The 24,177-nt window shown below is 67.5% G+C and carries 26 protein-coding genes; 12 read left to right on the plus strand and 14 right to left on the minus strand.

What is annotated here, in order from left to right; genetic code table 11:
* Window positions 1–16: 16 nt before the first annotated feature.
* The 4 genes from SCH01S_RS10885 to SCH01S_RS10900 all read left to right on the plus strand — a co-directional run bounded on the left by SCH01S_RS10885 (window position 17) and on the right by SCH01S_RS10900 (window position 2,987).
* Window positions 17–256 (plus strand): FeoA family protein, encoded by a 240-nt coding sequence (locus SCH01S_RS10885; RefSeq protein WP_046348834.1) that lies wholly within the window; start codon window positions 17–19, stop codon window positions 254–256.
* Window positions 253–2,109 carry a ferrous iron transporter B gene (gene feoB, locus SCH01S_RS10890; RefSeq protein WP_046348835.1) on the plus strand — a complete coding sequence of 619 codons (1,857 nt, stop codon included), beginning with the start codon at window positions 253–255 and terminating at the stop codon, window positions 2,107–2,109. Before SCH01S_RS10885 ends, feoB begins: the two co-directional genes overlap by 4 nt.
* A gap of 30 nt (window positions 2,110–2,139) precedes the next feature.
* Entirely contained in the window at window positions 2,140–2,670 is a 531-nt protein-coding gene (gene ssb, locus SCH01S_RS10895; protein WP_046348836.1) for a single-stranded DNA-binding protein, read from the plus strand.
* A gap of 71 nt (window positions 2,671–2,741) precedes the next feature.
* A complete protein-coding gene (locus SCH01S_RS10900) occupies window positions 2,742–2,987 on the plus strand; it encodes a hypothetical protein (RefSeq protein WP_046348837.1) in 246 nt (81 codons plus the stop codon).
* Here SCH01S_RS10900 and SCH01S_RS10905 read toward each other — a convergent pair.
* Window positions 2,984–3,514, minus strand: coding sequence for a YceD family protein (locus tag SCH01S_RS10905; RefSeq protein ID WP_046348838.1), 531 nt, complete (start codon window positions 3,512–3,514; stop codon window positions 2,984–2,986). The two genes, SCH01S_RS10900 and SCH01S_RS10905, sit on opposite strands and share 4 nt — an antisense overlap.
* Window positions 3,511–4,023: a ubiquinol-cytochrome C chaperone family protein gene (locus SCH01S_RS10910; RefSeq protein ID WP_046348839.1), complete on the minus strand. Its 513-nt coding sequence runs from the start codon at window positions 4,021–4,023 to the stop codon at window positions 3,511–3,513. The genes SCH01S_RS10905 and SCH01S_RS10910 overlap by 4 nt, the downstream gene beginning before the upstream one ends.
* 98 nt (window positions 4,024–4,121) lie before the next feature.
* On the opposite strand from SCH01S_RS10910, the gene SCH01S_RS10915 reads away from it, so the two are divergent.
* On the plus strand, window positions 4,122–4,604 hold the full coding sequence (locus SCH01S_RS10915; protein WP_046348840.1) for an outer membrane protein assembly factor BamE: 483 nt from the start codon (window positions 4,122–4,124) through the stop codon (window positions 4,602–4,604).
* A gap of 30 nt (window positions 4,605–4,634) precedes the next feature.
* Here the strand turns inward: SCH01S_RS10915 and SCH01S_RS10920 are convergent, their stop codons facing one another.
* Window positions 4,635–6,899, minus strand: a complete 2,265-nt coding sequence (locus tag SCH01S_RS10920; protein ID WP_046348901.1) for an NADP-dependent malic enzyme — start codon at window positions 6,897–6,899, stop codon at window positions 4,635–4,637.
* A gap of 91 nt (window positions 6,900–6,990) precedes the next feature.
* Here SCH01S_RS10920 and SCH01S_RS10925 point away from each other — a divergent pair, with 91 nt between their 5' ends.
* Genes SCH01S_RS10925 through SCH01S_RS10935 form a run of 3 tightly spaced genes read left to right on the plus strand, consistent with a single transcriptional unit; the run spans window position 6,991 to window position 11,598 of the window.
* Entirely contained in the window at window positions 6,991–8,022 is a 1,032-nt protein-coding gene (locus SCH01S_RS10925) for a quinone-dependent dihydroorotate dehydrogenase (RefSeq protein ID WP_046348841.1), read from the plus strand.
* A 44-nt stretch (window positions 8,023–8,066) separates the two neighbouring features.
* Window positions 8,067–9,779 (plus strand): gamma-glutamyltransferase, encoded by a 1,713-nt coding sequence (gene ggt / locus SCH01S_RS10930; protein WP_046348842.1) that lies wholly within the window; start codon window positions 8,067–8,069, stop codon window positions 9,777–9,779.
* Window positions 9,780–9,810: 31 nt separating this feature from the next.
* On the plus strand, window positions 9,811–11,598 hold the full coding sequence (locus SCH01S_RS10935) for an AMP-dependent synthetase/ligase (protein WP_046348843.1): 1,788 nt from the start codon (window positions 9,811–9,813) through the stop codon (window positions 11,596–11,598).
* A gap of 3 nt (window positions 11,599–11,601) precedes the next feature.
* Here SCH01S_RS10935 and SCH01S_RS10940 read toward each other — a convergent pair whose 3' ends face one another.
* From SCH01S_RS10940 to SCH01S_RS10980, 9 genes are all read right to left on the minus strand, one after another.
* Entirely contained in the window at window positions 11,602–12,015 is a 414-nt protein-coding gene (locus tag SCH01S_RS10940; protein ID WP_052733905.1) for a hypothetical protein, read from the minus strand.
* Between the two features lie 36 nt (window positions 12,016–12,051).
* Window positions 12,052–12,783 carry a hydroxyacylglutathione hydrolase gene (gene gloB / locus SCH01S_RS10945; protein ID WP_046348844.1) on the minus strand — a complete coding sequence of 244 codons (732 nt, stop codon included), beginning with the start codon at window positions 12,781–12,783 and terminating at the stop codon, window positions 12,052–12,054.
* On the minus strand, window positions 12,780–13,838 hold the full coding sequence (locus SCH01S_RS10950) for an NAD(P)H-dependent flavin oxidoreductase (RefSeq protein WP_046348845.1): 1,059 nt from the start codon (window positions 13,836–13,838) through the stop codon (window positions 12,780–12,782). The genes gloB and SCH01S_RS10950 overlap by 4 nt, the downstream gene beginning before the upstream one ends.
* Window positions 13,835–14,251, minus strand: a complete 417-nt coding sequence (locus SCH01S_RS10955; protein ID WP_046348846.1) for a VOC family protein — start codon at window positions 14,249–14,251, stop codon at window positions 13,835–13,837. The genes SCH01S_RS10950 and SCH01S_RS10955 overlap by 4 nt, the downstream gene beginning before the upstream one ends.
* Window positions 14,252–14,255: 4 nt before the next feature.
* Window positions 14,256–14,978, minus strand: a complete 723-nt coding sequence (locus tag SCH01S_RS10960) for a tetratricopeptide repeat protein (RefSeq protein WP_046348847.1) — start codon at window positions 14,976–14,978, stop codon at window positions 14,256–14,258.
* Entirely contained in the window at window positions 14,975–15,715 is a 741-nt protein-coding gene (locus SCH01S_RS10965) for an alpha/beta fold hydrolase (RefSeq protein ID WP_046348848.1), read from the minus strand. The genes SCH01S_RS10960 and SCH01S_RS10965 overlap by 4 nt, the downstream gene beginning before the upstream one ends.
* A 127-nt stretch (window positions 15,716–15,842) precedes the next feature.
* Window positions 15,843–16,151: a DUF6356 family protein gene (locus SCH01S_RS10970; protein WP_369385548.1), complete on the minus strand. Its 309-nt coding sequence runs from the start codon at window positions 16,149–16,151 to the stop codon at window positions 15,843–15,845.
* An 87-nt stretch (window positions 16,152–16,238) separates the two neighbouring features.
* On the minus strand, window positions 16,239–17,288 hold the full coding sequence (locus SCH01S_RS10975; protein ID WP_046348849.1) for a M48 family metallopeptidase: 1,050 nt from the start codon (window positions 17,286–17,288) through the stop codon (window positions 16,239–16,241).
* Between the two features lie 3 nt (window positions 17,289–17,291).
* Window positions 17,292–18,407, minus strand: a complete 1,116-nt coding sequence (locus SCH01S_RS10980; protein ID WP_046348850.1) for a YjgN family protein — start codon at window positions 18,405–18,407, stop codon at window positions 17,292–17,294.
* A gap of 245 nt (window positions 18,408–18,652) precedes the next feature.
* On the opposite strand from SCH01S_RS10980, the gene thrS reads away from it, so the two are divergent.
* The 4 genes from thrS (at window position 18,653) to infC (ending at window position 23,139) form a co-directional block, all read left to right on the plus strand.
* Window positions 18,653–20,656 (plus strand): threonine--tRNA ligase, encoded by a 2,004-nt coding sequence (gene thrS / locus SCH01S_RS10985; RefSeq protein ID WP_174436037.1) that lies wholly within the window; start codon window positions 18,653–18,655, stop codon window positions 20,654–20,656.
* The gene (locus SCH01S_RS10990) at window positions 20,653–21,330 is read left to right on the plus strand and encodes a helix-turn-helix domain-containing protein (protein ID WP_046348851.1); all 678 of its coding nucleotides are present in this window, start codon (window positions 20,653–20,655) and stop codon (window positions 21,328–21,330) included. The genes thrS and SCH01S_RS10990 overlap by 4 nt, the downstream gene beginning before the upstream one ends.
* Before the next feature lie 10 nt (window positions 21,331–21,340).
* Window positions 21,341–22,492, plus strand: coding sequence for a twin-arginine translocation signal domain-containing protein (locus SCH01S_RS10995; protein WP_157032901.1), 1,152 nt, complete (start codon window positions 21,341–21,343; stop codon window positions 22,490–22,492).
* A 113-nt stretch (window positions 22,493–22,605) separates the two neighbouring features.
* A complete protein-coding gene (gene infC / locus SCH01S_RS11000; RefSeq protein WP_046348853.1) occupies window positions 22,606–23,139 on the plus strand; it encodes a translation initiation factor IF-3 in 534 nt (177 codons plus the stop codon).
* 114 nt (window positions 23,140–23,253) lie between these two features.
* On the opposite strand, the gene SCH01S_RS16170 is transcribed toward infC, so the two are convergent.
* Both SCH01S_RS16170 and SCH01S_RS11005 read right to left on the minus strand, forming a co-directional pair.
* Window positions 23,254–23,730, minus strand: a complete 477-nt coding sequence (locus SCH01S_RS16170; RefSeq protein WP_169746390.1) for a GNAT family N-acetyltransferase — start codon at window positions 23,728–23,730, stop codon at window positions 23,254–23,256.
* The gene (locus SCH01S_RS11005; protein ID WP_046348905.1) at window positions 23,727–24,104 is read right to left on the minus strand and encodes a VOC family protein; all 378 of its coding nucleotides are present in this window, start codon (window positions 24,102–24,104) and stop codon (window positions 23,727–23,729) included. The genes SCH01S_RS16170 and SCH01S_RS11005 overlap by 4 nt, the downstream gene beginning before the upstream one ends.
* Window positions 24,105–24,177: the final 73 nt, after the last annotated feature.

A 24,177-nucleotide genomic window follows, 5' to 3' on the forward strand; every position in this document is an offset into this window, starting at 1 on the left:
AGCTTATTGAAGGCTCATGCGTCTCAGTGACCTTCCGCTGCGCAAGGCCGCGCACATCAGCGAGATCGACTGGTCGTCGCTCGGCGAGGCCGAGGCAAAGCGGCTGCGCGAGCTCGGCTTCGACGAGGGCGTGGCGATCGAGGCCCTGCACAGCGGCAGCTTCTTCAGCCGCGATCCGATCGCCTTTCGCGTCGGCCGCATGACGGTTGCGATTCGCCGCGCCCAGGCAAGCGCGATCCGCGTCGCGCTCGCATGAACCCCGCGCCGCTGGTCGCGCTGGTCGGCAATCCCAATGCCGGCAAGTCCTCGCTGTTCAACGCATTGACCGGCGCGCGCCAGAAGGTCGGCAATTATCCCGGCGTCACCGTTGAGCGCCATTCCGGCCGGTTCGCGCTTCAGGATGGCCGCCCGGTCGAGCTGGTCGACCTGCCCGGCGCCTATAGCCTCGAGCCCGCCAGCCCCGACGAGGCGGTGACCCGCGACGTGATCCTGGGCCAGCAGGCCGGCGAACGCCTGCCCGCCGCGCTGATCGTGGTGCTCGACGCGTCGAATCTGGACAACCATCTGCGCTTTGCGATGCAGCTGATCGGCCTTGGCCTGCCGATCGTGATCGCCCTGAACATGATCGATCTTGCCAAGCGCGACGGGCTGGAGATCGACACCGCCGTGCTCGCCAGAGAACTTGGCGTGCCGGTGATCGAAACGGTCGCAGTGCGCCGCCGCGGGCTCGAGGAGCTGAAGGCTGCGCTTGCCGAAGCGGTCGGCGACGGCACGCTGAAGCTGCGTGCCGGGCACGGCTTTGTCCATGAGGATCTGGCGACCGTGCAGCGCCGCGCGCGCGCGCTCGCCGTCAAGGCGATCGTGTCGGAAAGCCCGGCGCGGCGCATCACTCATTCGCTCGACGGCATCGCGCTGCACCCGGTGTTCGGGCCGCTGATCCTGGCCGGCCTGCTGTTCGTGATGTTCCAGGCGGTGTTCAGCTGGAGCCAGGTGCCCGCCGATTGGCTGCAGGCGCAATTCGACGCGCTCGGAGGATGGATCAGCGCGACGCTGCCGGCAGGCTTTGTCCGTTCGTTGCTGGTCGAAGGCGTGATCGCCGGCGTCGGCGCGGTCGTCGTCTTTCTGCCCCAGATCCTGATCCTGTTCCTGTTCATCCTGATCCTGGAGGCGAGCGGCTACATGGTTCGCGCCGCGTTCCTGATGGACCGCATGATGGCGCGCGTGGGCCTGTCGGGCCGTGCGTTCATCCCGCTCCTCTCGTCCTTCGCCTGCGCGGTGCCGGGCATCATGGCGACGCGCACGATCGACGATCCGAAGGACCGGCTGACGACGATCCTGATCGCGCCGCTGATGACCTGCTCGGCGCGGCTTCCGGTCTACACGCTGATCATCTCCGCCTTCATTCCAGAGCGCGCGGTGGTTCCCGGCGTCGGGCTGCAGGGGCTGGTGCTGTTCTGCCTCTACATCGCCGGCGTCAGCGGCGCGTTCGTTGCTGCCCTGGTGCTGCGCCGGACGGTCACCAAAGGCCGCGGCTCGGGCTTCATGATGGAAATGCCCAAATATCAATGGCCGCGCTGGCAGGACGTGGCGCTGGGCCTTGTCACCCGCGCACAGATCTTCCTGAAGCGCGCCGGCACCATCATCCTGTTCACGACCGTGCTGCTCTGGGCGCTCGCATCCTTCCCGCAGGCGCCGGCGGGAGTAAAGCAAAGCGAATATTCAGTTGCCGGACGCATCGCGAGCGGCGTCGAGACGGTGGTCAGACCGATCGGCTTCAACCACGACATCGCCCTCGCCCTGATCCCGGCGATGGCGGCGCGCGAAGTGGCGGTGTCGGCGATCGCGACCGTCTACGCGATCGACGCCAATGGCGATGCGGCCGCCAGCCAGCAGCTCGAGACCCGCCTCGGTGCTGCCTGGCCGCTGCCGACCGCGCTCGCCTTCCTCGCCTGGTTCGTGTTCGCGCCGCAGTGCATCTCAACGATCGCCGTCACCAGGCGGGAGACCAACGGCTGGAAATGGCCCGGCTTCATGGTCGCCTATCTTTTTGCGGTGGCCTATGTCGCGGCCGGCCTCACCTACTGGACCGCAACCGCGCTCGGCCTCTAAAGAACTCCGAACCCCAGTCAGGAGCAGGACGTGGCAGGCAGCGTGAACAAGGTGATTCTGGTCGGCAATCTCGGCGCCGATCCGGAATCGCGGGCGATGAACAGCGGCGGCGAGGTGGTGAACTTCAACGTCGCCACCAGCGAGCGCTGGAAGGACCGCGACGGCAACCAACAGGAAAAGACCGAGTGGCACCGCGTCGTGATCTTCAACGAAAATCTCGGCCGCGTCGCCAAGCAGTATCTGCGCAAGGGCTCCAGCGTCTATCTGGAAGGCCAGCTGCAGACCCGCAAATGGACCGACCAGAACGGCCAGGACAAATACACGACCGAGGTGGTGCTGCAGCGCTTCCGCGGCGAGCTGGTGCTGCTCGGCGGCCGTGAAGGCGGCGGTTCGGGCGGTGGCGACTGGGGCAGCCAGGATCGCGGCAATTTCGGCGGCGGCGGCCAGACTCCGTCGGGCGGTTTCGGCGGCGGTCGCGGCAGCAGCGGCGGCGCCGGCGGAGGCGGCCGCGGCGGCCCAAGCCCGTTCGACAGCGATCTGGACGACGACGTCCCCTTCTAAGACGGTCAACCGCGGAACAGCAGGCCCGATTCGGGCGTCTCACAGGCAGTCGTTTGCTTGCGAGAGACCCCATGGCCGGAATCGTCATCACTGCCCTGTTTGCGATCAGCATGTGGGCGGCGATCTGGCTGCTGGCGGGCCGCAAGCGGCGTGCCGAGCCCCCCGGCCCTCCGGGCCAGCTCACCCCCGCCGAGCGGCGGCGGCTTTACAAGCGGCTGGGGATCGACCCGGTGGTGATGGCGCGGCAACGCTCCTATGGCTGGACGGTCGCAAGGCCGCGGCCGGACGTGCAGCGGAAGCGCAGCACCCGCGCCTAATCGTCCTTCTGCATCCGCTCCTTGAGCGCTCTCAGCGCGGCGAACGGCCCCATGTCGGCCTCGCCGCCCATTCCGGCCTCCTGCAATGCGGCATCGGCCCTTGCGGAGCGCGGAAACGGATCGAGCGCCAGCGCCAGCGTTTCCGCGGCCAGCTCGCCCAGGTCGATCCGACCGCCTTCGAGGGGCAACGTGTCGCAATCCTCAGCGCTCAGCTCCAGCTCCTCGTCGGCCGCGTGCGCATAGGCATCCGGCACGAAACGCACATTGAAGGGCGCGTCGACATGGGCCGGCAGCGGCTCGTCGGTCACGACGCAGCTTTGCACCACATCGGCCCGGACATGCCCGTCGGCGTGGAGGATGCCGGCGCGCCGAACCAGCCGCACGTCGGCCGACAGGCTGTCGATCGCCTTCAGCCCGAACCGGCCCGCAAGCCGCCGGCGCTCGGCCTCGTCGGCCGAAATCTCGACCTGCCGCGGCGCTTCGGAAATCGTGTCCGCGTCGACGGTGCGAGAGAACTCCGGGGTCACGGCAACATCCCGGCGACGATCGACTCGGCCGGTGCCGCATGCAGGCCAAGGTAGAGGGCGCGCAGTCGCTCGGCGGTGTGCTCGAGGGCGGCGGCCGGCGGCTCGACCCCGCGATACAGGTTGCGCACCAGCGCCGCCTCGAACTCGCCGGCACGCAGCCCTTCGCGATAGGCACCGATTCGCCCGCCCAGCGCGCCCATCATCTTGCCGACATGCTTGCCGACGACCATGTCGCCAACGCCGATCTCGCGCAGCTGGCTGTCCATGTCGTGGACGAACAGCTCGACCAGCCAGGCGACATTCTGCCGTTGCTCCGCTTCCAGCTCCAGCCGTGCGATCACCAGCGCCAGGATCGCGGCGATCATCTCGAACCGCCCGTCGATCGTGTCGGGCACGCCGCCTTCGCGGTACCAGTGCGGCGCGCGGCCCTGCGCCACCACTTCGTTATAAAGCGGCCGCACCGCTTCGTTTGCATTGGGTCGGCCGAACAGCCGGTCGATGAAGGACATGGGACTCCGAGGCGCACGCGCTTGTGCCCGCGCCTTGCGAAGCATATTGAGGCGGCGGACGGCGAGCGCAATGCTCGTCTGGCGTCCGGGAGAGTCGAATGAGTTCGTTGAAGCGGCGCGTGATTACCGGCGCCGCGCTTGCAGGCGCGATGGTCCTGTCGACCGGTTGCACGCGCATCGTCGGACACCAGGGATATCTGGTCGACAAACAATTGGTGGCGACGGTCCAGCCCGGCATCGACAACAAACAGTCGGTGCAGAAGGTGCTGGGGCTGCCCAGCTTCACCGGCCAGTTCACCGACAATGACTGGTATTATGTCTCGCGCCAGACGAAGCAGCTCGCCTTCGGATTGCCGAAGCCGACCGACGAAACGGTGCTCCACGTCCGCTTCGATGATGCCGGCAACGTCACGCAGGTCGAGCAGACGGGCCTCGAGCGAGTCGCGCGCATCGATCCGATCAAGGACAAGACGCCGACGCTTGGCCGCAAGCACGGCTTCTTCGAGGATCTGTTCGGCAATATCGGCCGCGTCGGCACTTTGCCCGGCGGCACGGGCCCGAGCGACAACACGGGCGGTTGATCCCCTCTCCTTATGGGAGAGGTGTTTCAGTCACCGCGCGATTCCGCTCGCGGCGAGCACTGCCAGCGTCACCAGCTCCGTCGCGCGACTCGCCATCGTCGCCACCTGGACCGGCTTCGCCATGCCGACCAGCATCGGCCCGATCACCGAATCGCCGCCGAGCTCGCGTAGCAGCTTGGCGGAGATGTTGGCCGACTGGAGGCCCGGCATCACCAGCACGTTGGCTGGCCCGGACAGGCGGCTGAACGGATAGCTGGCCATCACGCGCGGGTTCAGCGCGACGTCGGGCGACATCTCGCCTTCATATTCGAAGCTGACGCCGCGCTGATCGAGCAGTGCGACCGCGCCGCGGATATTGTCGAGGAAATCGCCGGCCGGATTGCCGAACGTCGAATAGCTCAGGAAGGCGACTCGCGGCTCCTGCCCCATCCGGCGCGCGACAGCCGCCGTCTGTTCGGCGATGTCGGCGAGTTCGGACGCCGAGGGCCGCTCGTTCACGGTGGTGTCGGCCATGAAGACGGTATGGGTCTGGCCGACGAGCACGTGAATCCCGAACGGGATCGTGCCCTCGACCGGATCGAGCACGCGGCGAAGCTCGCGCATCGACTGCGCATAGGTGCGGGTGACGCCGGTAATCATCGCGTCGACCTCGCCGAGATCCAGCAGCAGCGAACCGAAGATGTTCCGCTCCTGATTGACCATCCGCTCGCATTCGCGGCGCAGATAGCCGCGGCGCTGCAGCCGCTCGTAAAGCCGATCGACCATCTGCGGCACGAGCGGCGAGTTACGGCTGTTGTGCACCTCGAACGACTGCGGATCGTCGACGCCCAGCGCCTTCAGCCGGTCGTAAACGTCGTCGCGGCCGACCAGCACGGGGATGCCGTAACCGCCGTCGCGGAACTGGATCGCCGCGCGCAGCACGACTTCCTCCTCGCCTTCCGCGAACAGCACGCGCTTCGGGTTCGCGCGCGCGGCTTCATAGGCGAGCGTCAACACCGACGTGGTCGGGTTCAGCCGCCCCTTCAGCGCCTGCCGATAGCTGTCGAGGTCCAGGATAGGCCGGGTCGCAACGCCCGAATCCATAGCGGCCTTGGCGACCGCGGCGGGAACGACCTCCATCAGCCGCGGATCGAATGGGGCGGGAATGATATAGTCGGCGCCGAAGCTGTGCGCCTTGCCGCCATAGGCCGCCGCGACTTCCTCCGGCACGGCCTCCCGCGCCAATTCGGCCAGTGCCTGGGCAGCGGCGATCTTCATCTCGTCGTTGATCGCGGTCGCCCGCACGTCGAGCGCCCCGCGGAAGATGAACGGAAAGCCGAGCACGTTGTTGACCTGGTTCGGATAATCCGACCGGCCGGTGGCGACGATTGCGTCGGGCCGCGCGGCCTTGGCCTCGGGCGGAGTGATTTCGGGATCGGGATTGGCCATCGCGAAGATGATCGGCTTGGGCGCCATCGCCATCACCATTTCGGGCTTCAGCGCGCCGGCGGCCGAAAGGCCCAGGAAAATATCGGCGCCCTCCAGCGCTTCGGCGAGCGTGCGCCGATCGGTCTTCGCCGCGTGTGCGGACTTCCACTGGTCCATGCTTTCGGTGCGGCCCTGGTAGATCACGCCCTTGCGGTCGCACATGATCACATGATCGTGGCGCACGCCCATCGCCTTGATCAGCGCCGTGCAGGCGATCGCCGCGGCGCCCGCGCCGTTCACGACCACCTTCACGTCCTTCAGGTCGCGCCCGGTCAGATAGCAGGCGTTGATCAGCCCGGCCGCGGTGATGATCGCGGTGCCGTGCTGATCGTCGTGCATGACCGGGATCTTCATCCGCTCCTTAAGCGCCTGCTCGATGATGAAGCAGGCCGGCGCGGCGATGTCCTCGAGATTGATGCCGCCGAAGCTCGGTTCGAGCAGGGCGACGGCGTTGATGAAGGCTTCCGCGTCCTCGGTCGCGACCTCGAGGTCGATCGAATCGACATCGGCGAAGCGCTTGAACAGCACCGCCTTGCCTTCCATCACCGGCTTGGAGGCGAGCGCGCCCAGATTGCCGAGGCCCAGGATCGCCGTGCCGTTCGAGATCACCGCGACCAGATTTCCCTTGGCGGTATAATCGTAGGCAGTGGCCGGATCCTCGGCGATCGCGCGTACGGGGACGGCGACCCCCGGCGAGTAAGCGAGGCTCAGATCGCGCTGGGTGGCCATCGGCTTGGAGGCGACGATCTCGATCTTGCCGGGTCGGCCGGCCGAGTGAAACAACAGCGCTTCGCGTTCCGAGAATTGAACGTTCGCACCTTCACTCATCGGCTTGTCCCCCTCACGGCTCGGCATTTTGTCTTCCCTAGAGGCCGATGCTCAGGCTTTCCAGTGCGCCTGCACGTGCTATCGCGCAAGCGTGCCGCTTTATCCGCTGTTCCGCCCGCTGATTCACGCCCTCGATGCCGAGCAGGCGCACCGGTTGACCATCGCCACGCTGAAGCACCTGCCGCCGCTCGGGACGCCAGAGGCGGACCCGGTCCTCACGTCCAAAGTGGCAGGGCTGCATTTTACCAACCCGGTCGGACTCGCCGCCGGGTTCGACAAGGATGCCGAAGTACCGGCGCAGATGCTTGGCTTCGGCTTTGGGTTCGTCGAGGTAGGAACGCTGACGCCGCTGCCCCAGGCCGGCAATCCGCGCCCACGCCTGTTCCGGCTGACCGAGGACCACGCCGTCATCAACCGGATGGGATTCAACAATGGCGGCCAAGTGGATGCACTCTCGCGCCTGAGAAAGCTCCGGCACCGGGCGGGACCGATCGGCGTGAACATCGGCGCGAACAAGGATTCCGCCGACCGCATCGCGGACTATGCGACCGGTGCGCGGGCGATGGCCGAGGTTGCCGACTATCTGACGATCAACATCAGTTCCCCGAACACGCCGGGACTGCGCGCGCTCCAAAGCGCCACGGCGCTCAAGGAGCTGCTGCATGGCGTCATGGGCGCGCTGGCGGCGCCGAAGCCCGTGTTCCTGAAAGTCGCGCCGGACCTGGAGCGGGACGAGATCGACCCGATCGCCCGCGTCGCGATCGACGGCGGTGTCGCGGCCCTGATCGTCGCAAACACGACCGTGTCGCGTCCGCCGCTCAGGTCCGCGTGCGCCGCAGAGACGGGGGGCCTGTCCGGCGCTCCACTGGCAGCGCTGGCCCGCGAGCGGCTGCACGATTTTCGCTCCGCGACTGGCGGTGCGCTGCCGCTGATCTCCGCGGGGGGCATCGACAGTGCCGACGAGGCCTATGCGCGAATCCGCGCAGGCGCGTCGCTGGTCCAGCTCTATTCGGCCTTGGTCTATGAAGGCCCCGGCCTCGCGCGGCGGATCGCGCGCGGGGTGGCGAACCGGATGCGGCGCGACGGCTTCGTCTCTGTCGCGGAGGCTATGGGGCCGGCGTGAAGTCGCACTTGCCCAATTGATACCGCTCACTAGGGTCGCGCGCCATGACACGCTTTTTCCTCGCTCTTCTCCTGGTCGTCCTGCCCCAATCACTGGCGGCCCAGGGGATGGTTTCCGCAGCTGATCCACGGGCCGCCGCGGCTGGCGTCGAGATGCTGAAAAAGGGTGGAACCGCGACCGACGCGGCGATCGCGACCATGCTGGTTCTGAACGTGGTCGAGCCGCAAAGTTCCGGCATCGGCGGCGGCTCCTTCTTCGTCAGTCATGACGCGAAGACGGGGAAAGTCACGACGATCGACGGCCGCGAGGCTGCGCCGCATGCGGCGGGACCGGAGTGGTTCTACGGCCCGGACGGCAAACCGCTCAGTCACGGAGAGGCGATTCCGGGAGGCCGCAGCGTCGGCGTGCCGGGTGCGCTCAGGGCCATGGCGCTCGCGCACGCGAAATCGGGCAAGCTGCCCTGGGCCACCTTGTTTGAGCCGGCGATCCGCACCGCGCGCGATGGATGGCAGCTCTCTGCACGGTTCGCGCAGGTGGCCGGTGGTGCGACACGAAAGCTGGATCCGGGCGCGGCGCGCCTCTTCCTCGGTCCCGACGGCAAGATCCTGCCTGCGGGCACGACCGTGCGCAATCCGGAGCAGGCAGCCTTGTTCGAGCGCATCGCACGGCTGGGGCCGGACTCGTTCTATGTGGGGCCTCAGGCCGCGAAGCTGGTCGCGACGGTGAACGGTGCGGCGCGCAATCCGTCGCAAATGACGACCGGCGACCTCGCCAGCTACGAAGCGAAGGAGCGGCCGCCGCTCTGCAGTACGTATCGCACCTACCGCATCTGCAGCATGGGACCGCCTTCGTCAGGCGGCATCACGGTGCTGATGATCCTGAAACAGCTGGAGCGCTTCGACATGGCGAAGCTGGGGGTCGCGAACCCGGTCGCCTGGCACCTGTTCGCCGAGTCCTCGCGCCTCGCCTATGCCGATCGCGACATGTACACCGGCGATCCGGATTACGTGCAGGTTCCGATCAAGGGCCTGCTCGACCCGGCCTATCTCGCCAGCCGTTCGGCGCTGATCTCGCCCGACAAGAGCCTGGACCGGATCGAGCCCGGCGTCCCGCCCGGTGCGCCGAAGCGCATCCGCGTGCCAGCCAGCGAAGTGCCCGGAACGACCGACCTGGTCGCGGTGGACCGGGCCGGCAACGTCGTCGAGGTCACGACGACAATCGAGAGCGTGTTCGGATCGGGCCTGTCGGTCGACGGCATCATGCTCAACAACGAGCTGACCGACTTCGACATCATGCCGAAGAAGGACGGCTATCTGGTCGCGAACCGCGTCGAGGGCGGCAAACGGCCGCGCAGCTCGATGGCGCCCACGATCGTCTACGACCCCTCCGGGCACGTCCGGCTCGCGCTGGGCGCGGCGGGCGGTCCGACGATCATCGCCCAGGTTGCAAAGGCGATCATTGCGGTGGTCGACTGGAAGATGAGCGCGCAGGACGCGATCGGCCTGGGCCTGATCTTCGCGCCGGGACCGGTCGCTTATCTGGAGAAAGGAACACAGGCGGAGGATATGGAGCCGGCCCTCCGGCAGCTCGGCGGCCGCGTTCGGGTCGTGCCGCTCGGCCTCAAGGCCAACGCGATCGAGTGGGTCGGTGGCAAGTGGGTCGGTGCGGCCGATCCGCGCAGCGAGGGTGTCGCGATCGACGAAGACGGTCACGTGACTGTCATCCGCCGCAGGACCGAAGCGCGCCCGCCGGAATGAGGCGCGCCAAAAACTAGAAGCGGGAGAGAGAATGCGCCAGTTCGAACGTTTCCCAAACCTGGTGACGATGTTCTTCACGCGCGCGCGCCAGGGCGGCGACAAGCCGTTCCTGTGGCGCAAGGTGGAGGCCGAATGGCAGCCGATCAGCTGGGCGGAGACGGCCCGGCAGGTCGCCGCTGTCGCGGAAGGACTGAAGCGGCTCGGGCTGAAGCGCGGCGACCGGGTGATGCTGGTCTCCGAAAACCGCCCCGAATGGTGCATCGCAGACCTGGGCATCATGGCTGCGGGCTGCGTGACCGTGCCGACCTACATCACCAACACCGAACGCGATCACCTCCATATCCTGGAGAATAGCGGCGCGGCCGCCGTGATCGTCTCGACCGAAAAGCTCGCCCGGACCCTGCTGCCGGCGGTGCTGCGATCGAACGACGCGCGGCACGTGATAGCGATGGAGCCGCTGCGCATCCAGCAGGCGGGGACGATCGCATTCCACGACTGGTCGTCCCTGGTCGCAACCGAAGCCGATCTCGCCACCGTCGAGGCGGGCGCCGACTTCGCGCGCGAGGACATCGCCTGCATCATCTACACGAGCGGGACCGGCGGCGCCCCGCGCGGCGTGCCGCAGCATCACGGCGCGATCCTGCACAATGTGAACGGCTGCATCCGCGTGATCGCCGAGGATTTCGGCTGGGACGACGAGGTGTTCCTGTCGTTCCTGCCCTTGAGCCATGCCTATGAGCATACCGGCGGCCAGCATTTCCCGATCGGGCTGGGCGCGCAGATCTACTATGCGGAGGGGCTCGACAAGCTCGCCAGCAATATCGAGGAGACGCGGCCCACGATCATGGTCGTGGTTCCCCGCCTGTTCGAAGTGCTGCGGGCGCGGATCGTCAAGAACATCGAGAAGCAGGGCGGCATCGCGCCAGGACTGTTGCGCCGCGCAGAAGCGCTGGGCGCGAAGCAGCTCGCCGGCGGCCTGCGCGCCTGGGACAAGCCCGCCGATCTGCTCCTCGAGCGCATTTTCCGTCCCAAGATCCGCCAGCGCTTCGGCGGACGGATGAAGGCGATGGTCTCGGGCGGCGCGCCGCTCAATCCGGAAATCGGCGTGTTCTTCCACTCTCTCGGGCTCACGCTGCTGCAAGGCTATGGCCAGACCGAGGCGGGGCCGGTGATTTCGTGCAACCGCCCGAGCGCAGGGCTCAAGATGGACACGGTGGGGCCGCCGCTCGCCGAGACCGAAGTGCGCATCGCCGACGATGGCGAAATCCTGGTCCGCGGCGAGCTGGTGATGCACGGCTATTGGCACAATGCGGCCGAAACCGCGCGCGCGCTGAAGGACGGCTGGCTGCATACCGGGGATATCGGCCATCTCGACCAGAAGGGCCGGATCGTCATCACCGACCGCAAGAAGGACCTGATCGTCAACGACAAGGGCGACAATGTCTCGCCCCAGAAGGTCGAGGGCATGCTGACCCTGCAGCCGGAAATCCTGCAGGCGATGGTCTATGGCGACCGCCGGCCCTATCTGGTCGGGCTGATCGTGCCCGATCCCGAATGGAGCACGGAATGGGCGATCGCCAACGACTATAAGTGCGATTTCGCGGCGCTGTCGGACAACCCGATGTTCAAGGCGGCGCTGATGGCGGCGGTCGATCGGGTCAACAAGGACCTGTCGGTGATCGAGAAGGTCCGCCGCATCGTTATCGCGGACGCGCCGTTCGCGATCGACAACGAGCAGCTGACCCCGTCGATGAAGATCCGCCGCCACGTGCTGAAGGACGTGTACGGCGCGCGGCTGGACGCGCTGTACAAGGGCTGAGGGCTATTTGGCCGTCCGGTACGGCACGAACTGGCCAAGCGCGCAGCCGCCGGGAGAATAGCCCGCCGTGTAATCCCTCACCTGCGCGATATCGCCGCTGCACAGCATGCCGGTGGGCGTGTGCGTCTCGAGCGCAAGGTTGCTGTTGAGCCCCGGGCAGCCGCCCGGCGGGTCGTTGCGATAGACCAGATTGTTGCTGATCTTGTAGAGGATCGTCTGTCCGCCGACGTAATAGGTCGAGCGGATCTGGCGCTGCGGGATGCAGCTGACTGGTTCTCCGGGCTGCTTGCCGGCGAGCCACTGGTCCATGATCTTCAGGTCGCGCTCGACCGCGTGGTCTCCGGTCTGGCTGAGCGCGGCGGTGCCCAGCAGGGCCGCGCTGGTTCCGATCAGAACGATACCGATAAGGTTGCGCATGACGGGCCTCCTTGCCTTGTCGAACAGCAGAACGCCTCACCCCCGGAAAGTATCTTTGGCGGCGCGCCTTTCGGCAAGCTGAACGGCGTCGCGGGCGCGCATGAACGGATTGGTCGCGCGCTCCTGCGCGATCGTCGTCGGCACCGTCGCTTCCCCCCGCTGGCGGGCGGCCGAGACCTCGGCCATGCGCGCGGCGATCGCCTCATTGTCCGGTTCGGCGACGAGCGCGTAGCGGCCGTTCGACAGCGTATATTCGTGGGCGCAATAAACCCGGGTATCCTCCGGCAAGGCGGACAGGCGTTGCATGTTCGCGAACATCTGCTCGGCCGTGCCTTCGAACAGCCGGCCGCACCCCATCGCGAACAGCGTATCGCCGACGAAGATCACATGCTCCGGCGCGAAGCGGTAGGCGATGTGGCCGGCGGTGTGGGCCGGCATCTCCAGCACGTCGGCCTCGAGCGTGCCGAGGCGGACGCGATCGCCTTCGCGCACCTGCCGGTCCAGCGTCGGAATCCGCGCAGCCTCTGCAGCCGGGCCGGTGATCGTGCAGCCGGTCGCCGCCTTGATCTCGGCATTGCCGCCGGTGTGATCGGGGTGCCAATGCGTGTTCCAGATCTGGGTGATGCGCCAGCCGCGCGCATCGGCCGCATCCAGCACCGGCGCCGCCACGGCCGGGTCGACGACCATCGTCTCGCCCGATTCGGGCTCGTGGACCAGCCAGACATAATTGTCGCTGAGGACAGGGATGCGGACGATCTCCAGCGTCATCGAGTGAGCTCCTGCAACGCGTCTCCCGCCAGCCGCTCCACCGTCGCACGGGCAGCTTCAGTCCGGGTCAGCAGCGCCCCCTGTCCGGCCCAGAGCGGGGTGAAATCGTCTCGACCCGCCGCCTCTGCCGCGCGCCGGAGCGGGGCAAGCGCCGAGGAGGCGTGCGGATAGGCGGGAGCTTCAGCACGGACGGCGCCAAGCTCCGCGATCAGCCGATTGGGAATTCCCCGCGCGAGCCGGCCGGAAATGAGGTTCGTCATCACCGTATGCTCGGCGCGGTCGCTCGCCAGAGCCCGGCGATAAGGTTCGGCGATCAGGGTTTCGGGCGCGCGGAGGAAGGCGGTGCCGAGCTGCACGGCCGACGCGCCGAGCGTCAGAGCGGCGGCGATGCCACGCCCGTCCACGATGCCGCCCGCGGCGATCACCGGCGCGTCCAGCGACGCGGCGAGCGTGCGGACCAGCGCGAAGGTGCCGATCTGCTCGGGCGCGTCGGTCAGGAAATAGCCGCTATGACCGCCTGCCTCCCAGCCCTGCGCGATGACGGCATCGACGCCGCGCTCCGTCAGCCAGCGCCCCTCCGTGAGGCTCGTCGCATTGCCGATCACGAACGCACCGGTCGCGCGCACCCGGTCGAGCAGGTCCGGGGCGGGCAGGCCGAAATGGAAGCTCACCACCTCCGGCCGCAGCCGCTCGACCAGATCGGCCCATTCGGCGGAAAAGGGCCGGCGGAGCGGCGGCGGAGCGGCGGGTTGGGCGCCGAACTCTGCATAATAAGGCTGGAGCAGCGCGCGCCAGGTGCCGTCGTCGACCTGTTCGTCGAGGGTGTGGCAGAAGAAATTGAGGTTGAGCGGCGCTGAGACGGCCTCCCGGAACTGCGCGACCTCCCGTTCGATCTGATCGAGGGAGGCCATGCCGCAGGGGAGCGATCCAAGCCCGCCGGCGCGCGCGACGGCGACAGCCAGCTCCGCGCCGCCAGCGCCGGCCATCGGCGCGAGGATGATGGGGTGGGCGACGCCCAGCCGGTCCCGCAGCGGACTGGCGGGCCAGCCGTTCACCAGGTCCCTACGTTCGGCATCGACGCCCAGGGCTTGGCGGGATCGAGCCGGCCGTCCTGCAGCAGCTCGACCGAAATGCCGTCCGGCGTCTTCACGAAGGCCATATGGCCGTCGCGCGGCGGGCGGTTTATCGTCACGCCGGCGTCCATCAGCCGCTGGCACGTCTCGTAGATATTGTCGACGCGGTAGGCGAGGTGGCCGAAATTGCGGCCGCCCCCATAGTCCTCCGGGTCCCAATTATGAGTCAGCTCGACTTCGGCGACGCCTTCCTGGCCGGGCGCGGCGAGGAAGATCAGCGTGAACCGGCCGCCCTCATTGTCGAAGCGGCGGACTTCCTTCAGCCCGATCAGCTCGAAGAAGCGGATCGTCGCTTGCGGATCGCTGACGCGGATCATCGTGTGCAGATATTTCATGGCGTCATTTCCGCTGCGCCGCGGGCCCGAGCTGGTCAAGCTCTGCCTGGGCGGCACGAGCCGCGACGCTGCCGGGCTGGTTCTTGACCGCGCCTTCGAACGCCACGCGCGCTGCCGCAGGCGCGCCGGCCGCGAGCGCGATCCGCCCCGCCTCAAGCGCAACCGAGGAGTCGTCGGGCGACAACTGCGCCGCGTGATCGATATCGGCCTGGGCGCGATCGAGCACGCCCATCCGCCGCGCCAGCGACGCCGACAGCAGCCAGGCGAGCGGGTCCTCCGGCACCAGTTTCAGTGCGTCGTCCATGTCGCTGCGCGCTTCGGGCAGCTTGCCGAGCGCGACTTCGGCGCGGGCGCGATCCAGATGCGCTTCGCCGCTGGCCTGGCCCGACAGCGACCCGGTCAGCAGCGCCGCATCGAGCGCGCCGACCGCCTCTTTCGGCTGGTTCGCCGCGAGATGAGCATTTGCGGCCTGCACCCACAGATCGGCCGCGACCGCGATCCTGTCATGCTCCGCTTCGCGGGCCGCCTGCTCGAACGCGACGGCCGCGGCCGGCCATTTCTCCATCGCCGCAAAGGCGAGCGCGGCGCATTGCTTGGCCGAAAAGCCGCCGCCCTGGAGGATGCGGCCGTTCGCGACTTCGAGCGCCTTGGCGGGATCGGTCTTCAGCAGCTGGGCGCAGTCCAGCGCGGGCGCAGCGGCCTGGAGCAGGAGAGGGAGCAGGATCATGGCGTCATCTCAACGATCGAGGCGGCCACCCGGATCAACAGGTCGAGGTCCTGCGGACGCGACAGGCGATGATCGCCGTCCTTGACCAGGATCGTCTGGACGTCGGCTGAACGAAGCTGGCCGGCAAGATGCGTCGAATGATGCCAAGGCACGTCCGGGTCGCGCTGGCCATGGAGCAGGCGCACGGGACAGTCGATCGCGACCTCCCGGTGCAGCATCCGCAAGCCCTCGCCCGACTGCCAGAAGACGCGGGTAGTGACGAGCGGCGGGCCATAGTCGGACGGGCGTTCCAGCCGGCCCTCGGCGAGCAGCGCCATCTTCTCATCCTGGGAAAAGCCCCAGTCGGTGAAATCGGGGGCGGCGGCGATGCCGATGAACGCGGCGATGCGATGCGGCCGCGCCTCGGCAACGAGCAGGGTGATCCATCCGCCCATCGACGACCCGACCAGCACCAGCGGGCCCTCGGTCACGCCGTCGATCAGCGCCAGCGCGTCGTCGCGCCAGACGGCGAGCGTGCCGTCCTCGAAACGGCCCTCGCTCTCGCCGCACCCCGAATAGTCGAAGCGGAGCATGGCCCGGCCCTCCGCTTCCGCCCAGGCATCGAGCGCGACCGCCTTGGTGCCCGCCATGTCCGACGCATAGCCGGGCAGGAAGACGAAGGTGGGACCGCGGCCTTCGCGTAGGTGATAGGCCAGGCGCGGGCGATCGGGGCGTTCAAGGAGTGTGGGAGTGTTCAACGGGCCTCATCCAACACGGTTTGGGCTGAGCTTGTCGAAGCCCTCCCTTCCATTCTTTGCGATTTTCAAAAACAAGGGAGGCCTTCGACAAGCTCAGGCCAAACCGTGTTCCCAAGGCCGCATCGGCTCAGATCACCCATTCGATCGAGCGCATCTCGATATTCGCGGCGCGCTTGGCCGCCCGCTTGGCGACCATCTGGTCGTAGAGCTTCTTGACGGTCCCGCTGCCGGTGGTGACGAACAGACCCGGCACCAGCGCGTGGACGACGCAGGCGGCGCCGCCCGCGATCATCTTCAGCCCAAAGCCGCCGGCGGCCGCAAAATGTTCGCCATAGGTCTCGCCGACCTCGGCGGGGTGATCGCGGAACAGCTTGGCGAACATCGTCTCTCCCTCAGCATCCACCTGGTCGACGCGGACAACATGGACGACATTCACATGGAATCCCGAAAATTCCCGTCCTCGCCGCGGCGCCCGAAGGCGCGCAGCCATGCCCTAACACAGGGCCGGGCCTGTAGGACAGCCTCAGTCGTCGGTCGGCGCACGATCCGAGCAGATCGCGCGGAGCGCGGTCCATTCCCGCGGAGTGAGGGCGGAACGATAGGAGGCGTTCCTGAGCGCCGCCCGTTCGAACTTCTTCTCTCGCGCTGACGACAGCGGATGCGAGGAAAGATAGGCGAGGGCAGGCGCGAGGCGGCTTTCATCCCCTTCGACGGCCTTCAGCTTGCGGAAGAATGCGGCCGTCGGCGCGGGCGAAATGCGCGCGCGCCTGAGCATGTCGATCGCACCCTGATCGGCCTCCGCCTCGGCACGGCGGGTGAAGCTGAGCGACACGAATCCGTCGACCCGCCCCGCCGTGCTGCCGCCGAGCGCGGTGGCGAACATGCCCAGCCCGAACTCGCGCAGCATCGCCGCGGTGACGTGGCGGCGGCGGACGTGCGCGATCTCGTGCGCGAGGATGCCGGCAAGCTGGTCAGGGCTGTCCACTTCCTCAAACAGCTTGTCGAAAATCACGATATTGCCCGCCGGCAACGCCGCCGCGTTGACGACCGGCACGTCGACGACGCGGACGTTCAGGTCCCGCGGATCGGAATCGAGCTCGGCTGTCAGCTTGCGGAGGGCAGCGTCTCCGGCCGGCGAGGAACAGTATTTGCCGCCGAAATCGCCGACCAACGCCTCGCCATAGGCCCGCTCGATCGATGGCGGCACCAGCGGCGCGAGCAGAGTCGGTGCGAAATAGCCGGACGCCAGCACCACCGCCGAGATCAGGCCGAATGCCCCGGCCGCCCGCCACAGACCGATCCGGTCGATCCAGCGGCCATAGCCCTGACGCCGCGGAAACAGCCGGTCGATCTCCGCCGGCACCGGCGCGGGGACGCGCAGCCGCCACCCCTCCACGTCCGATCGAACCAACGACAAGCCCGATCCGCTGTGGTCCGACACCGCAAGGCGGCCGAGCGGCACAGCATCGGACCAGCCATCCTCTTGCGACAGGAGGAGCCCCTCTTCGTCCGGTTCGATCCGAACCTTGTGCCGGATCGCGGTCGCGCCGTCATAGAGATAGGCGCGGGCCATGGTTCAGATCGCGCCGATGTCGAACGCGCTGGCAAGCCCCTCTGCGTCGGTCGCGCTGGTATCGGGCGACTGGGTCAGGGACTCGAGTTCCACGTCCCCGCTCGCTTCCAGATGCCGGATGAAGAACGACCAATTCCGGTAGGACAGGAAAACGAAGCCGATCCCGAGCGTCCCGACGACGACCGCGACATGGCCGAGGAACAGCTTCAGCCAGTCCTTCGAGCCTGCCGTAAAGGCAAAGCGCAGATCGCCGAGCTCCAACCGATCAATCACCTTGCGCGCATAGGCGGCGAAATAGCCGACACCGATGAAAGCGAGCAGGCCGTAAGTGGCAACGACGATCGCCAGCACGGCAACATAGGTCATTAGGCCGGGATTCGCGGCCGACCCTCCGGCCGCAAACCCGGCCAGGGCACCGAGGAAGATCAGCGCAACAACCACCGGGATCATGGCCAGCATTACCAGAAAGGGGCTCAGCAGGATCAAAATCCAGCGGCCGATCAAGCCGTCGGTATCGGCGAAGGACTCGAACCGGTGAGGACCGAAGCTCATCCGGTTCCAACGCTCGTTCCACAACTGGGTCATCGACCAGGGCACGAGTAGTGCAAGCGCGAACCAGCCGGCCACGCTCTTCCACAGATAGGACCAGCCATAGCCCCAGCCGCCGGGATCGCCACCGCCGCGGATGCCGTGCCAATAGGTGCGGGACAGGCGATAGCGGAGCGCGCGGTAGCGGGCGACGCCCATCAGATAGAAGAAGCCGATATATAGGACAGCCGCGATCAGCCCGGCCATTTCGGCCTGACCGCGCAGGATCATCGCCTGCATGCCGAAGCGCAGGAACAGGATGCCGGGGAGCAGCAGCGCCATCACGACGACGAAGCCCTTGAACATCTCGCCGCCGGTGCCGGTCCATTCGAGCGTGTCGTCGATGAACTCGGTGCGGCTCCATAGGTAACGCCGCTCTCTCGCCCGCGCCCAGAAGCGGTAGATGCCCAATGTGACGATGGTCAGCAGCAGGTTGGTGAAGGCGATCGGCGCGAACTCGCGCCAGGTGCCGGTGAACCGGAATGCGCTGTCAGGCGCGGCCGCGTCGAAGCCCTGCCGTTCGATATTCATGATGCCCCTCCCCCGTTTGCCGGCATCCTGTCTGCATTTGGATTTACTGGCAATGGGTTAAGTAACGGACCCCCCCCATCCGGAGAGGGCGACTCGCGCGACAGCGCGAGCGGAGTGAGGGGATCGGCCGTTGCCGGATACTCACGATCCCCTCACCCGGTCAGCGCTGGCGCGCTGACTCGACCTCTCCCCACGGGAGAGGTGCTTCTTGAGGCGCGCCCCCGGCGTCGCTACATGCGCGCTCTATGTCCGAGATGATCCGCATCACCCTTCCCGACGGTTCCGCGCGCGAGGTTGCGTTGGGGACGACCGCGGGCGACATCGCCGCGGCGATCGGACCCGGGCTGGCCAAGGCGGCGCTGGCGGCCAAGGTGAACGGCGAGGTGCGCGACCTCAACCGGCCGATCGATTACGACGCCGAACTGGCGCTGATCACCGCGCGCGACGAGGCGGACGCGCTGGAGCTGGTGCGGCACGATTATGCGCACGTGCTGGCCGAGGCGGTGCAGAACCTGTTCCCGGGTACGCAGATCACCTTCGGTCCGGCGACCGAGGACGGATTCTACTACGATTTCGCGCCGAGCGCGGAGCATGGCCCGTTCACCGAGGAAGATCTGCCGGCGATCGAGGAAGAGATGCGCCGCGTGATCGCGCGCGACGAAAAGCTTGTCCGCGAGGTCTGGACGCGCGACCAGCTGATCCAGCATTTCCGCGCGCACGGCGAGACGTTCAAGGCGGAATGGGCGGGCGAGCTGCCCGAGGGCGAGGAGCTGACCGTCTATCGCCAGGGCGAGTGGCTCGATATGTGCCGTGGGCCGCATCTGGCCTCGACGGGCAAGCTCGACCCGCAGGCGTTCAAGCTGACGCGCGTTTCCGGCGCCTATTGGCGCGGCGACCAGAAGAACGCGATGCTGAGCCGCATCTACGGCACCGGCTGGCTGAACAAGAAGCAGCTGCAGGAGCATCTGACCCGGCTGGAGGAAGCCGCCAAGCGCGATCACCGCAAGATCGGGCAGGAAATGGACCTGTTCCACCTGCAGCCCGAGGCGCAGGGCAGCATCTTCTGGCATCCCAAGGGCTATATCATCTGGCGGCAGCTGGAGGCCTATATGCGCCGCCGGCTCGACGCGGCCGGCTATCGCGAGGTCAAGACTCCGCAGCTGATGGACGCGCGCCAATGGGAGCAGTCCGGCCATTGGGGCAAGTATCGCGAGAACATGTTCGTGGTGCCCGACGAGATTCCGGGCACCGAGGACGACGCGCCGATCCTGTCCGGCGATGCCGACATGATGGCGCTGAAGCCGATGAACTGCCCGGCGCACGTGCTGATCTTCCGCCAGGGCATCAAGAGCTACCGCGACCTGCCGATCCGCATGGCGGAGTTCGGCTGCTGCCACCGGAACGAACCGCACGGCGCGCTGCACGGCCTGATGCGGGTCCGGCAGTTCACGCAGGACGATGCGCACATCTTCTGCCGCGAGGATCAGCTGATCGAGGAAGTCGCGCTGTTCTGCGACCTGCTCGACAGCGTGTACAAGGACCTCGGCTTTCCCGATTACGCGATCAAGCTGGCGCTGAGGCCCGACAAGCGCTTCGGCAGCGACGCGATGTGGGACTGGTCTGAGCAGAGCCTGCGCGACGCGGTCGCCGTCACCGGTCGCAACACGCCGGAATTCGGCTGGGAGGAACTGCCGGGCGAAGGCGCATTTTACGCGCCGAAGCTTGAGTTCCACCTGACCGATGCGATCGGACGGACCTGGCAGGTCGGCACGATGCAGACCGACACGGTGCTGCCCGAGCGGCTGGACGCGAGCTATGTCGGCGAGGACGGCAACCGCCACCGGCCGGTGATGCTGCACCGCGCGATCCTGGGCAGCTTCGAACGCTTCATCGGCATCCTGATCGAGCATTATGCCGGGCGCTTTCCACTATGGCTCGCGCCGGTGCAGGCGGTGGTGGCGACGATCGTGTCCGACGCGGACGATTATGCGCAGCAGGTGCTGGATGCGCTGCAGAAAGCCGGCATCCGCGCCGAGGCCGATCTGCGCAACGAGAAGATCAACTACAAGGTGCGCGAGCACAGCCTGGCCAAGGTCCCGCACTTGCTGGTCGTCGGCAAGCGCGAGGCCGAGGAAGGCAAGGTCGCGATCCGCACGCTTGGCCAGGAAGGCCAGCGGATCATGACGCTCGACGAGGCCGTCGCCTGGCTTTCCGCCGAAGCGGTGCCGCCGGATTTGCGGAGGGGGTGACCTCGCTCACCCGCCACGCAGCTGGCGAGCGGCTGGCGCGGCATCGCCATGCCGAAGGCTATGTCGCGCTGGTGCTGGCGGGGAGCTATGTCGAGGCGGGCGCCGGGGCGCGGATCGCCGCCAGGCCCGGCGACGTGATCTTGCACGGCAGCTATGACGCCCATCAGGACGATTTCGGCCGCGCGGGTGCCACCGTGCTGAACCTGCCGCTGACGGGCGGAATCGCGCGGTATGGGCGCGTCGACGACCCTGACCTGGTCGCCCGGATGGCGGAACGCGATCCCGTCGCGGCGGCCTCGCTGGTTGCAGCGAGGATGACGGTGCTGGATGCGCAGCCAACGGACTGGCCCGACCTGCTCGCCGACGCCCTATCCGGCGATGAGGAGATCGCGCTGGGCGACTGGGCCAACCGGATCGGCATTGCCCCGCAATCGTTGAGCCGCGGTTTCCGCCAGGCCTTTGGCGTCAGCCCGAAACGCTACCGGCTGGAGCAGCGGACGCAGGCGGCGCTGAGGCGCATGGCGGGCTGGAACGGCACGCTTGCGGGCCTGGCTGCGGAGGCGGGCTTTGCCGACCAGGCGCATTTCACGCGCGCTGTTTCCGACATGACCGGCACCTCGCCGCAGCGGCTGAAGGTGCAGTCCGTTCAATCCGGGACGCGGCCGTCCGCCTAGCTTGGCGGTCATGAACCGTCGCACCTTCCTTGCCGCCGCCACTGCCGCGGGCCTTGCCCTCCCCCTTCGCCCGCTCTGGGCCCAGCCCGCCTCCGCGACCGACTGGCGCGTGCGCGAATCCGAAGGGTTCGACGCGATCGCCTTTCTGGGCCCGCTGTCCGGACGCGACCTTTACCGCAGATATTACGCGGCCGACGCCGATGCGTTCGCCGCCAAGCTGCCGGCGGACATCCGCACCGACATCGTCGCGCTGTGGCAGGAGGCGGAGCCGGCGGTGGGGCTGTTCTGGCCGAGTCTCACGACATTCCTGTCCGGAATCCCGCTCACCAGCATCGACGCGGTGATCGCGGCGCTCGCCGATCCGGAACGGACCGTGCGGCCCTCCTACCAGGCGAGCAGCTATTGGGACGCCGACAACTGGGCCTGGTTCGCGAAGACGGCTCCCCGCATCCGCCGAGTGTTCGAGGCGATGCGGGCAGCGGACTTCAGCGGCTTCCGCAAGGCGCGCACCGGCGAGCTCGGGCCGCGGATCGGCGAGGTCCAGCGCGCTCTGGCCGGCTATGACGTGATCAAATGGCAGCGCAAGCTGACCGGCCGCACCTTCGATCCGGCGATCGACATCTACCTGCTGCAATTTTCCAAGCCGCACGGGGTGAAGGTGCAGGGCCAGGCGTTCCTCCAGGCCGCGGACTATGACGTCGCGACGACGGTCAGAATCGCCGCGCACGAGATGCTGCACCCGCCCGTCCCCATGGATGGGCCTGTCGCCAAGGCGGCGCTCGCGACGCTCGGCAAGGATCCGCTGATCACCCGCATCGTCCGCGAGCACGACCCGAAATGGGGCTACACCACGCTGGAGGGCCTGCTGAACGAGGATATGTGCGAAGCGCTCGACCAGATGATCAGCGAGGCGCTGGGCGTCGCGCGCAATCCGGCCGACCGCTGGCGTAAGGCCGATGACGGCATGCATGTGCTGGCGGCGGGACTCTACGGGCTGTTGCGGCAGGACGGCTGGGCGGAGAAGGGCGGCTCGATCGAGGCCTGGCTGGGCGCCGCGACCAGGGCCGGCCGGCTGGCGCCCGCGGTGCTTCATCCGGCCGCCGCGCGGGTGCTGGAACGGCCAGCCGACGCGCTCTGGCCGGTGCCGAAACCGACCGACTGACGCATTCGCGCCACAGGCGGCACGGAACCGCGCGGCCCCGCTTCCGTTGCAGGGGCCGCGTGACTATATAGCGCAGGCAACAACCAACAGGAGCCTAACCTATCCGTCCCCCCATGATGCGGCGCCCGCTGGCGCCTCCGGCCCTTTCCGGCCCGCGATTCAACGAGTTCATCCAGAGCCAGAAGGTTCGGGTGATCGACGAGAATGGCGAGAATCTCGGCGTGATGTACACCCGCGAAGCGATGGAGCAGGCGCGCGAGGTCGGTCTCGACCTTGTCGAAGTGTCGCCCAACGCCGATCCGCCGGTCGCCAAATTCCTCGATGTCGGCAAATTCAAATACGAGGCCCAGAAAAAGGCCAACCTCGCCCGCAAGTCGCAGAAGACGCAGGAGATCAAGGAGATCAAGATGCGTCCGAACATCGACGACCATGATTACGACACCAAGATGAAGAAGGTCGTCGAGTTCATCGAAGAGGGCGACAAGGTGAAGGTCACGATGCGGTTCCGCGGCCGCGAGCTGAGCCATGGCCAGCTCGGCATGGCGGTGCTGCAGCGAGTCGCCGAACAGACCGCCGAAATCGCCAAGGTCGAAGCCCATCCGCGGATGGAAGGCCGGCAGATGCTGATGGTGCTCGCGCCGAAGTGAGCCGCAGCGGATGAGCGCGCGCTCATCCGCGGCTCGGCGGCGCGTATTTACGCCGCGCCCTTCCGCGCCGGCCCCAGCAGAGGCGTGAGATTGCGCCAGCCATAGGCCAGCTCGTCATCGCCTCCGTCCGACCTTTCCGCAACGACATCGCCGCCCAGCCGCTCGTAAAAGCGGCGGGCCGGAGCGTTGGCGGTCAGCACCCAAAGCCATGCTGCGGCAACCCTCTGCGATCAGGCGGCGGGCCATGGCCTGCATGAGCAGCCGGCCGGCGCCGCGTCGCTGCGCCACGCGAAGCACGTAGATCGCCGCGACCTCGCCCGAAAAGCCGGCCGCGGCCAGCTCCACGGCACGCTGGCGGGTGCAGGAGGCAAATCCCACGATGGCGCCGTCCATCTCGGCCACGGCGATGCCGCGCGCGGTTCCTGCCGCCAGTTGGCCGTGCCATTGCGCTGCTCGCTCGCCGACGTTGAGGGCCGCAAGTCGAGCCGGCGGCATCAGATCGGCATAAGCCTCCCGCCACGCAGCGACATGGATTTCCCCGATCCGTCCGCTATCGGCCAACCGGGCCGCGCGGACGCTGAGGTGGGTCACACGGGCGGTTCCCACAGTTCGATTGCGTTGCCTTCGGGGTCGTGGATACGGGCGAAGCGGCCGGTTTCCGGCGCATCCCATTCGGCGTTGGTGATCACCTCGATCCCGGCGGCGCGCAATCGACCCAGCAACGCGTCGATCTGTGACACGCGCAGGTTCAGCATCCATTGCTTGTCGGCTGCGAAATAGTCCGTGTCGTGATTGAACGGCGCGAACACGGTCGGGCCGCCCTGGGTTCGCCACGTCCATTCGTCGGCCGGACCGGAATCGGCGGAGCAGCCCGCGCCCACCCCCAGATGCTCGCGATACCAGCTATTGAGCGCGGCCGGGTCTTCTGCACGGAAGAACAGGCCCCCGATTCCCAAGACCGGCATCATCGATCTCCATGTCGCCCGACGCGTGGCTAGCATGCCGTAGCGTCAATGTCACATCGTCCAGAGACTGTTG

Origin of the sequence: Sphingomonas changbaiensis NBRC 104936, from assembly GCF_000974765.1 — a bacterium.
Lineage (GTDB): Bacteria > Pseudomonadota > Alphaproteobacteria > Sphingomonadales > Sphingomonadaceae > Sphingomonas_B > Sphingomonas_B changbaiensis.

What these genes read in the sequence shown, in the direction of transcription:
- thrS (WP_174436037.1), top strand. Translation starts at nt 18,653, where the DNA reads ATGTCCGAGATGATCCGCATCACCCTTCCCGACGGTTCCGCGCGCGAG.
- SCH01S_RS10935 (WP_046348843.1), top strand. Translation starts at nt 9,811, where the DNA reads ATGCGCCAGTTCGAACGTTTCCCAAACCTGGTGACGATGTTCTTCACG.
- ggt (WP_046348842.1), top strand. Translation starts at nt 8,067, where the DNA reads ATGACACGCTTTTTCCTCGCTCTTCTCCTGGTCGTCCTGCCCCAATCA.
- SCH01S_RS10915 (WP_046348840.1), top strand. Translation starts at nt 4,122, where the DNA reads ATGAGTTCGTTGAAGCGGCGCGTGATTACCGGCGCCGCGCTTGCAGGC.
- SCH01S_RS10975 (WP_046348849.1), bottom strand. Translation starts at nt 17,288, where the DNA reads ATGGCCCGCGCCTATCTCTATGACGGCGCGACCGCGATCCGGCACAAG.
- SCH01S_RS10885 (WP_046348834.1), top strand. Translation starts at nt 17, where the DNA reads ATGCGTCTCAGTGACCTTCCGCTGCGCAAGGCCGCGCACATCAGCGAG.
- SCH01S_RS11005 (WP_046348905.1), bottom strand. Translation starts at nt 24,104, where the DNA reads ATGCCGGTCTTGGGAATCGGGGGCCTGTTCTTCCGTGCAGAAGACCCG.
- SCH01S_RS10995 (WP_157032901.1), top strand. Translation starts at nt 21,341, where the DNA reads ATGAACCGTCGCACCTTCCTTGCCGCCGCCACTGCCGCGGGCCTTGCC.
- SCH01S_RS10955 (WP_046348846.1), bottom strand. Translation starts at nt 14,251, where the DNA reads ATGAAATATCTGCACACGATGATCCGCGTCAGCGATCCGCAAGCGACG.
- feoB (WP_046348835.1), top strand. Translation starts at nt 253, where the DNA reads ATGAACCCCGCGCCGCTGGTCGCGCTGGTCGGCAATCCCAATGCCGGC.
- SCH01S_RS10980 (WP_046348850.1), bottom strand. Translation starts at nt 18,407, where the DNA reads ATGAATATCGAACGGCAGGGCTTCGACGCGGCCGCGCCTGACAGCGCA.
- SCH01S_RS10910 (WP_046348839.1), bottom strand. Translation starts at nt 4,023, where the DNA reads ATGTCCTTCATCGACCGGCTGTTCGGCCGACCCAATGCAAACGAAGCG.
- SCH01S_RS10900 (WP_046348837.1), top strand. Translation starts at nt 2,742, where the DNA reads ATGGCCGGAATCGTCATCACTGCCCTGTTTGCGATCAGCATGTGGGCG.
- SCH01S_RS10920 (WP_046348901.1), bottom strand. Translation starts at nt 6,899, where the DNA reads ATGAGTGAAGGTGCGAACGTTCAATTCTCGGAACGCGAAGCGCTGTTG.
- gloB (WP_046348844.1), bottom strand. Translation starts at nt 12,783, where the DNA reads ATGACGCTGGAGATCGTCCGCATCCCTGTCCTCAGCGACAATTATGTC.
- SCH01S_RS10960 (WP_046348847.1), bottom strand. Translation starts at nt 14,978, where the DNA reads ATGATCCTGCTCCCTCTCCTGCTCCAGGCCGCTGCGCCCGCGCTGGAC.
- SCH01S_RS10940 (WP_052733905.1), bottom strand. Translation starts at nt 12,015, where the DNA reads ATGCGCAACCTTATCGGTATCGTTCTGATCGGAACCAGCGCGGCCCTG.
- infC (WP_046348853.1), top strand. Translation starts at nt 22,606, where the DNA reads ATGATGCGGCGCCCGCTGGCGCCTCCGGCCCTTTCCGGCCCGCGATTC.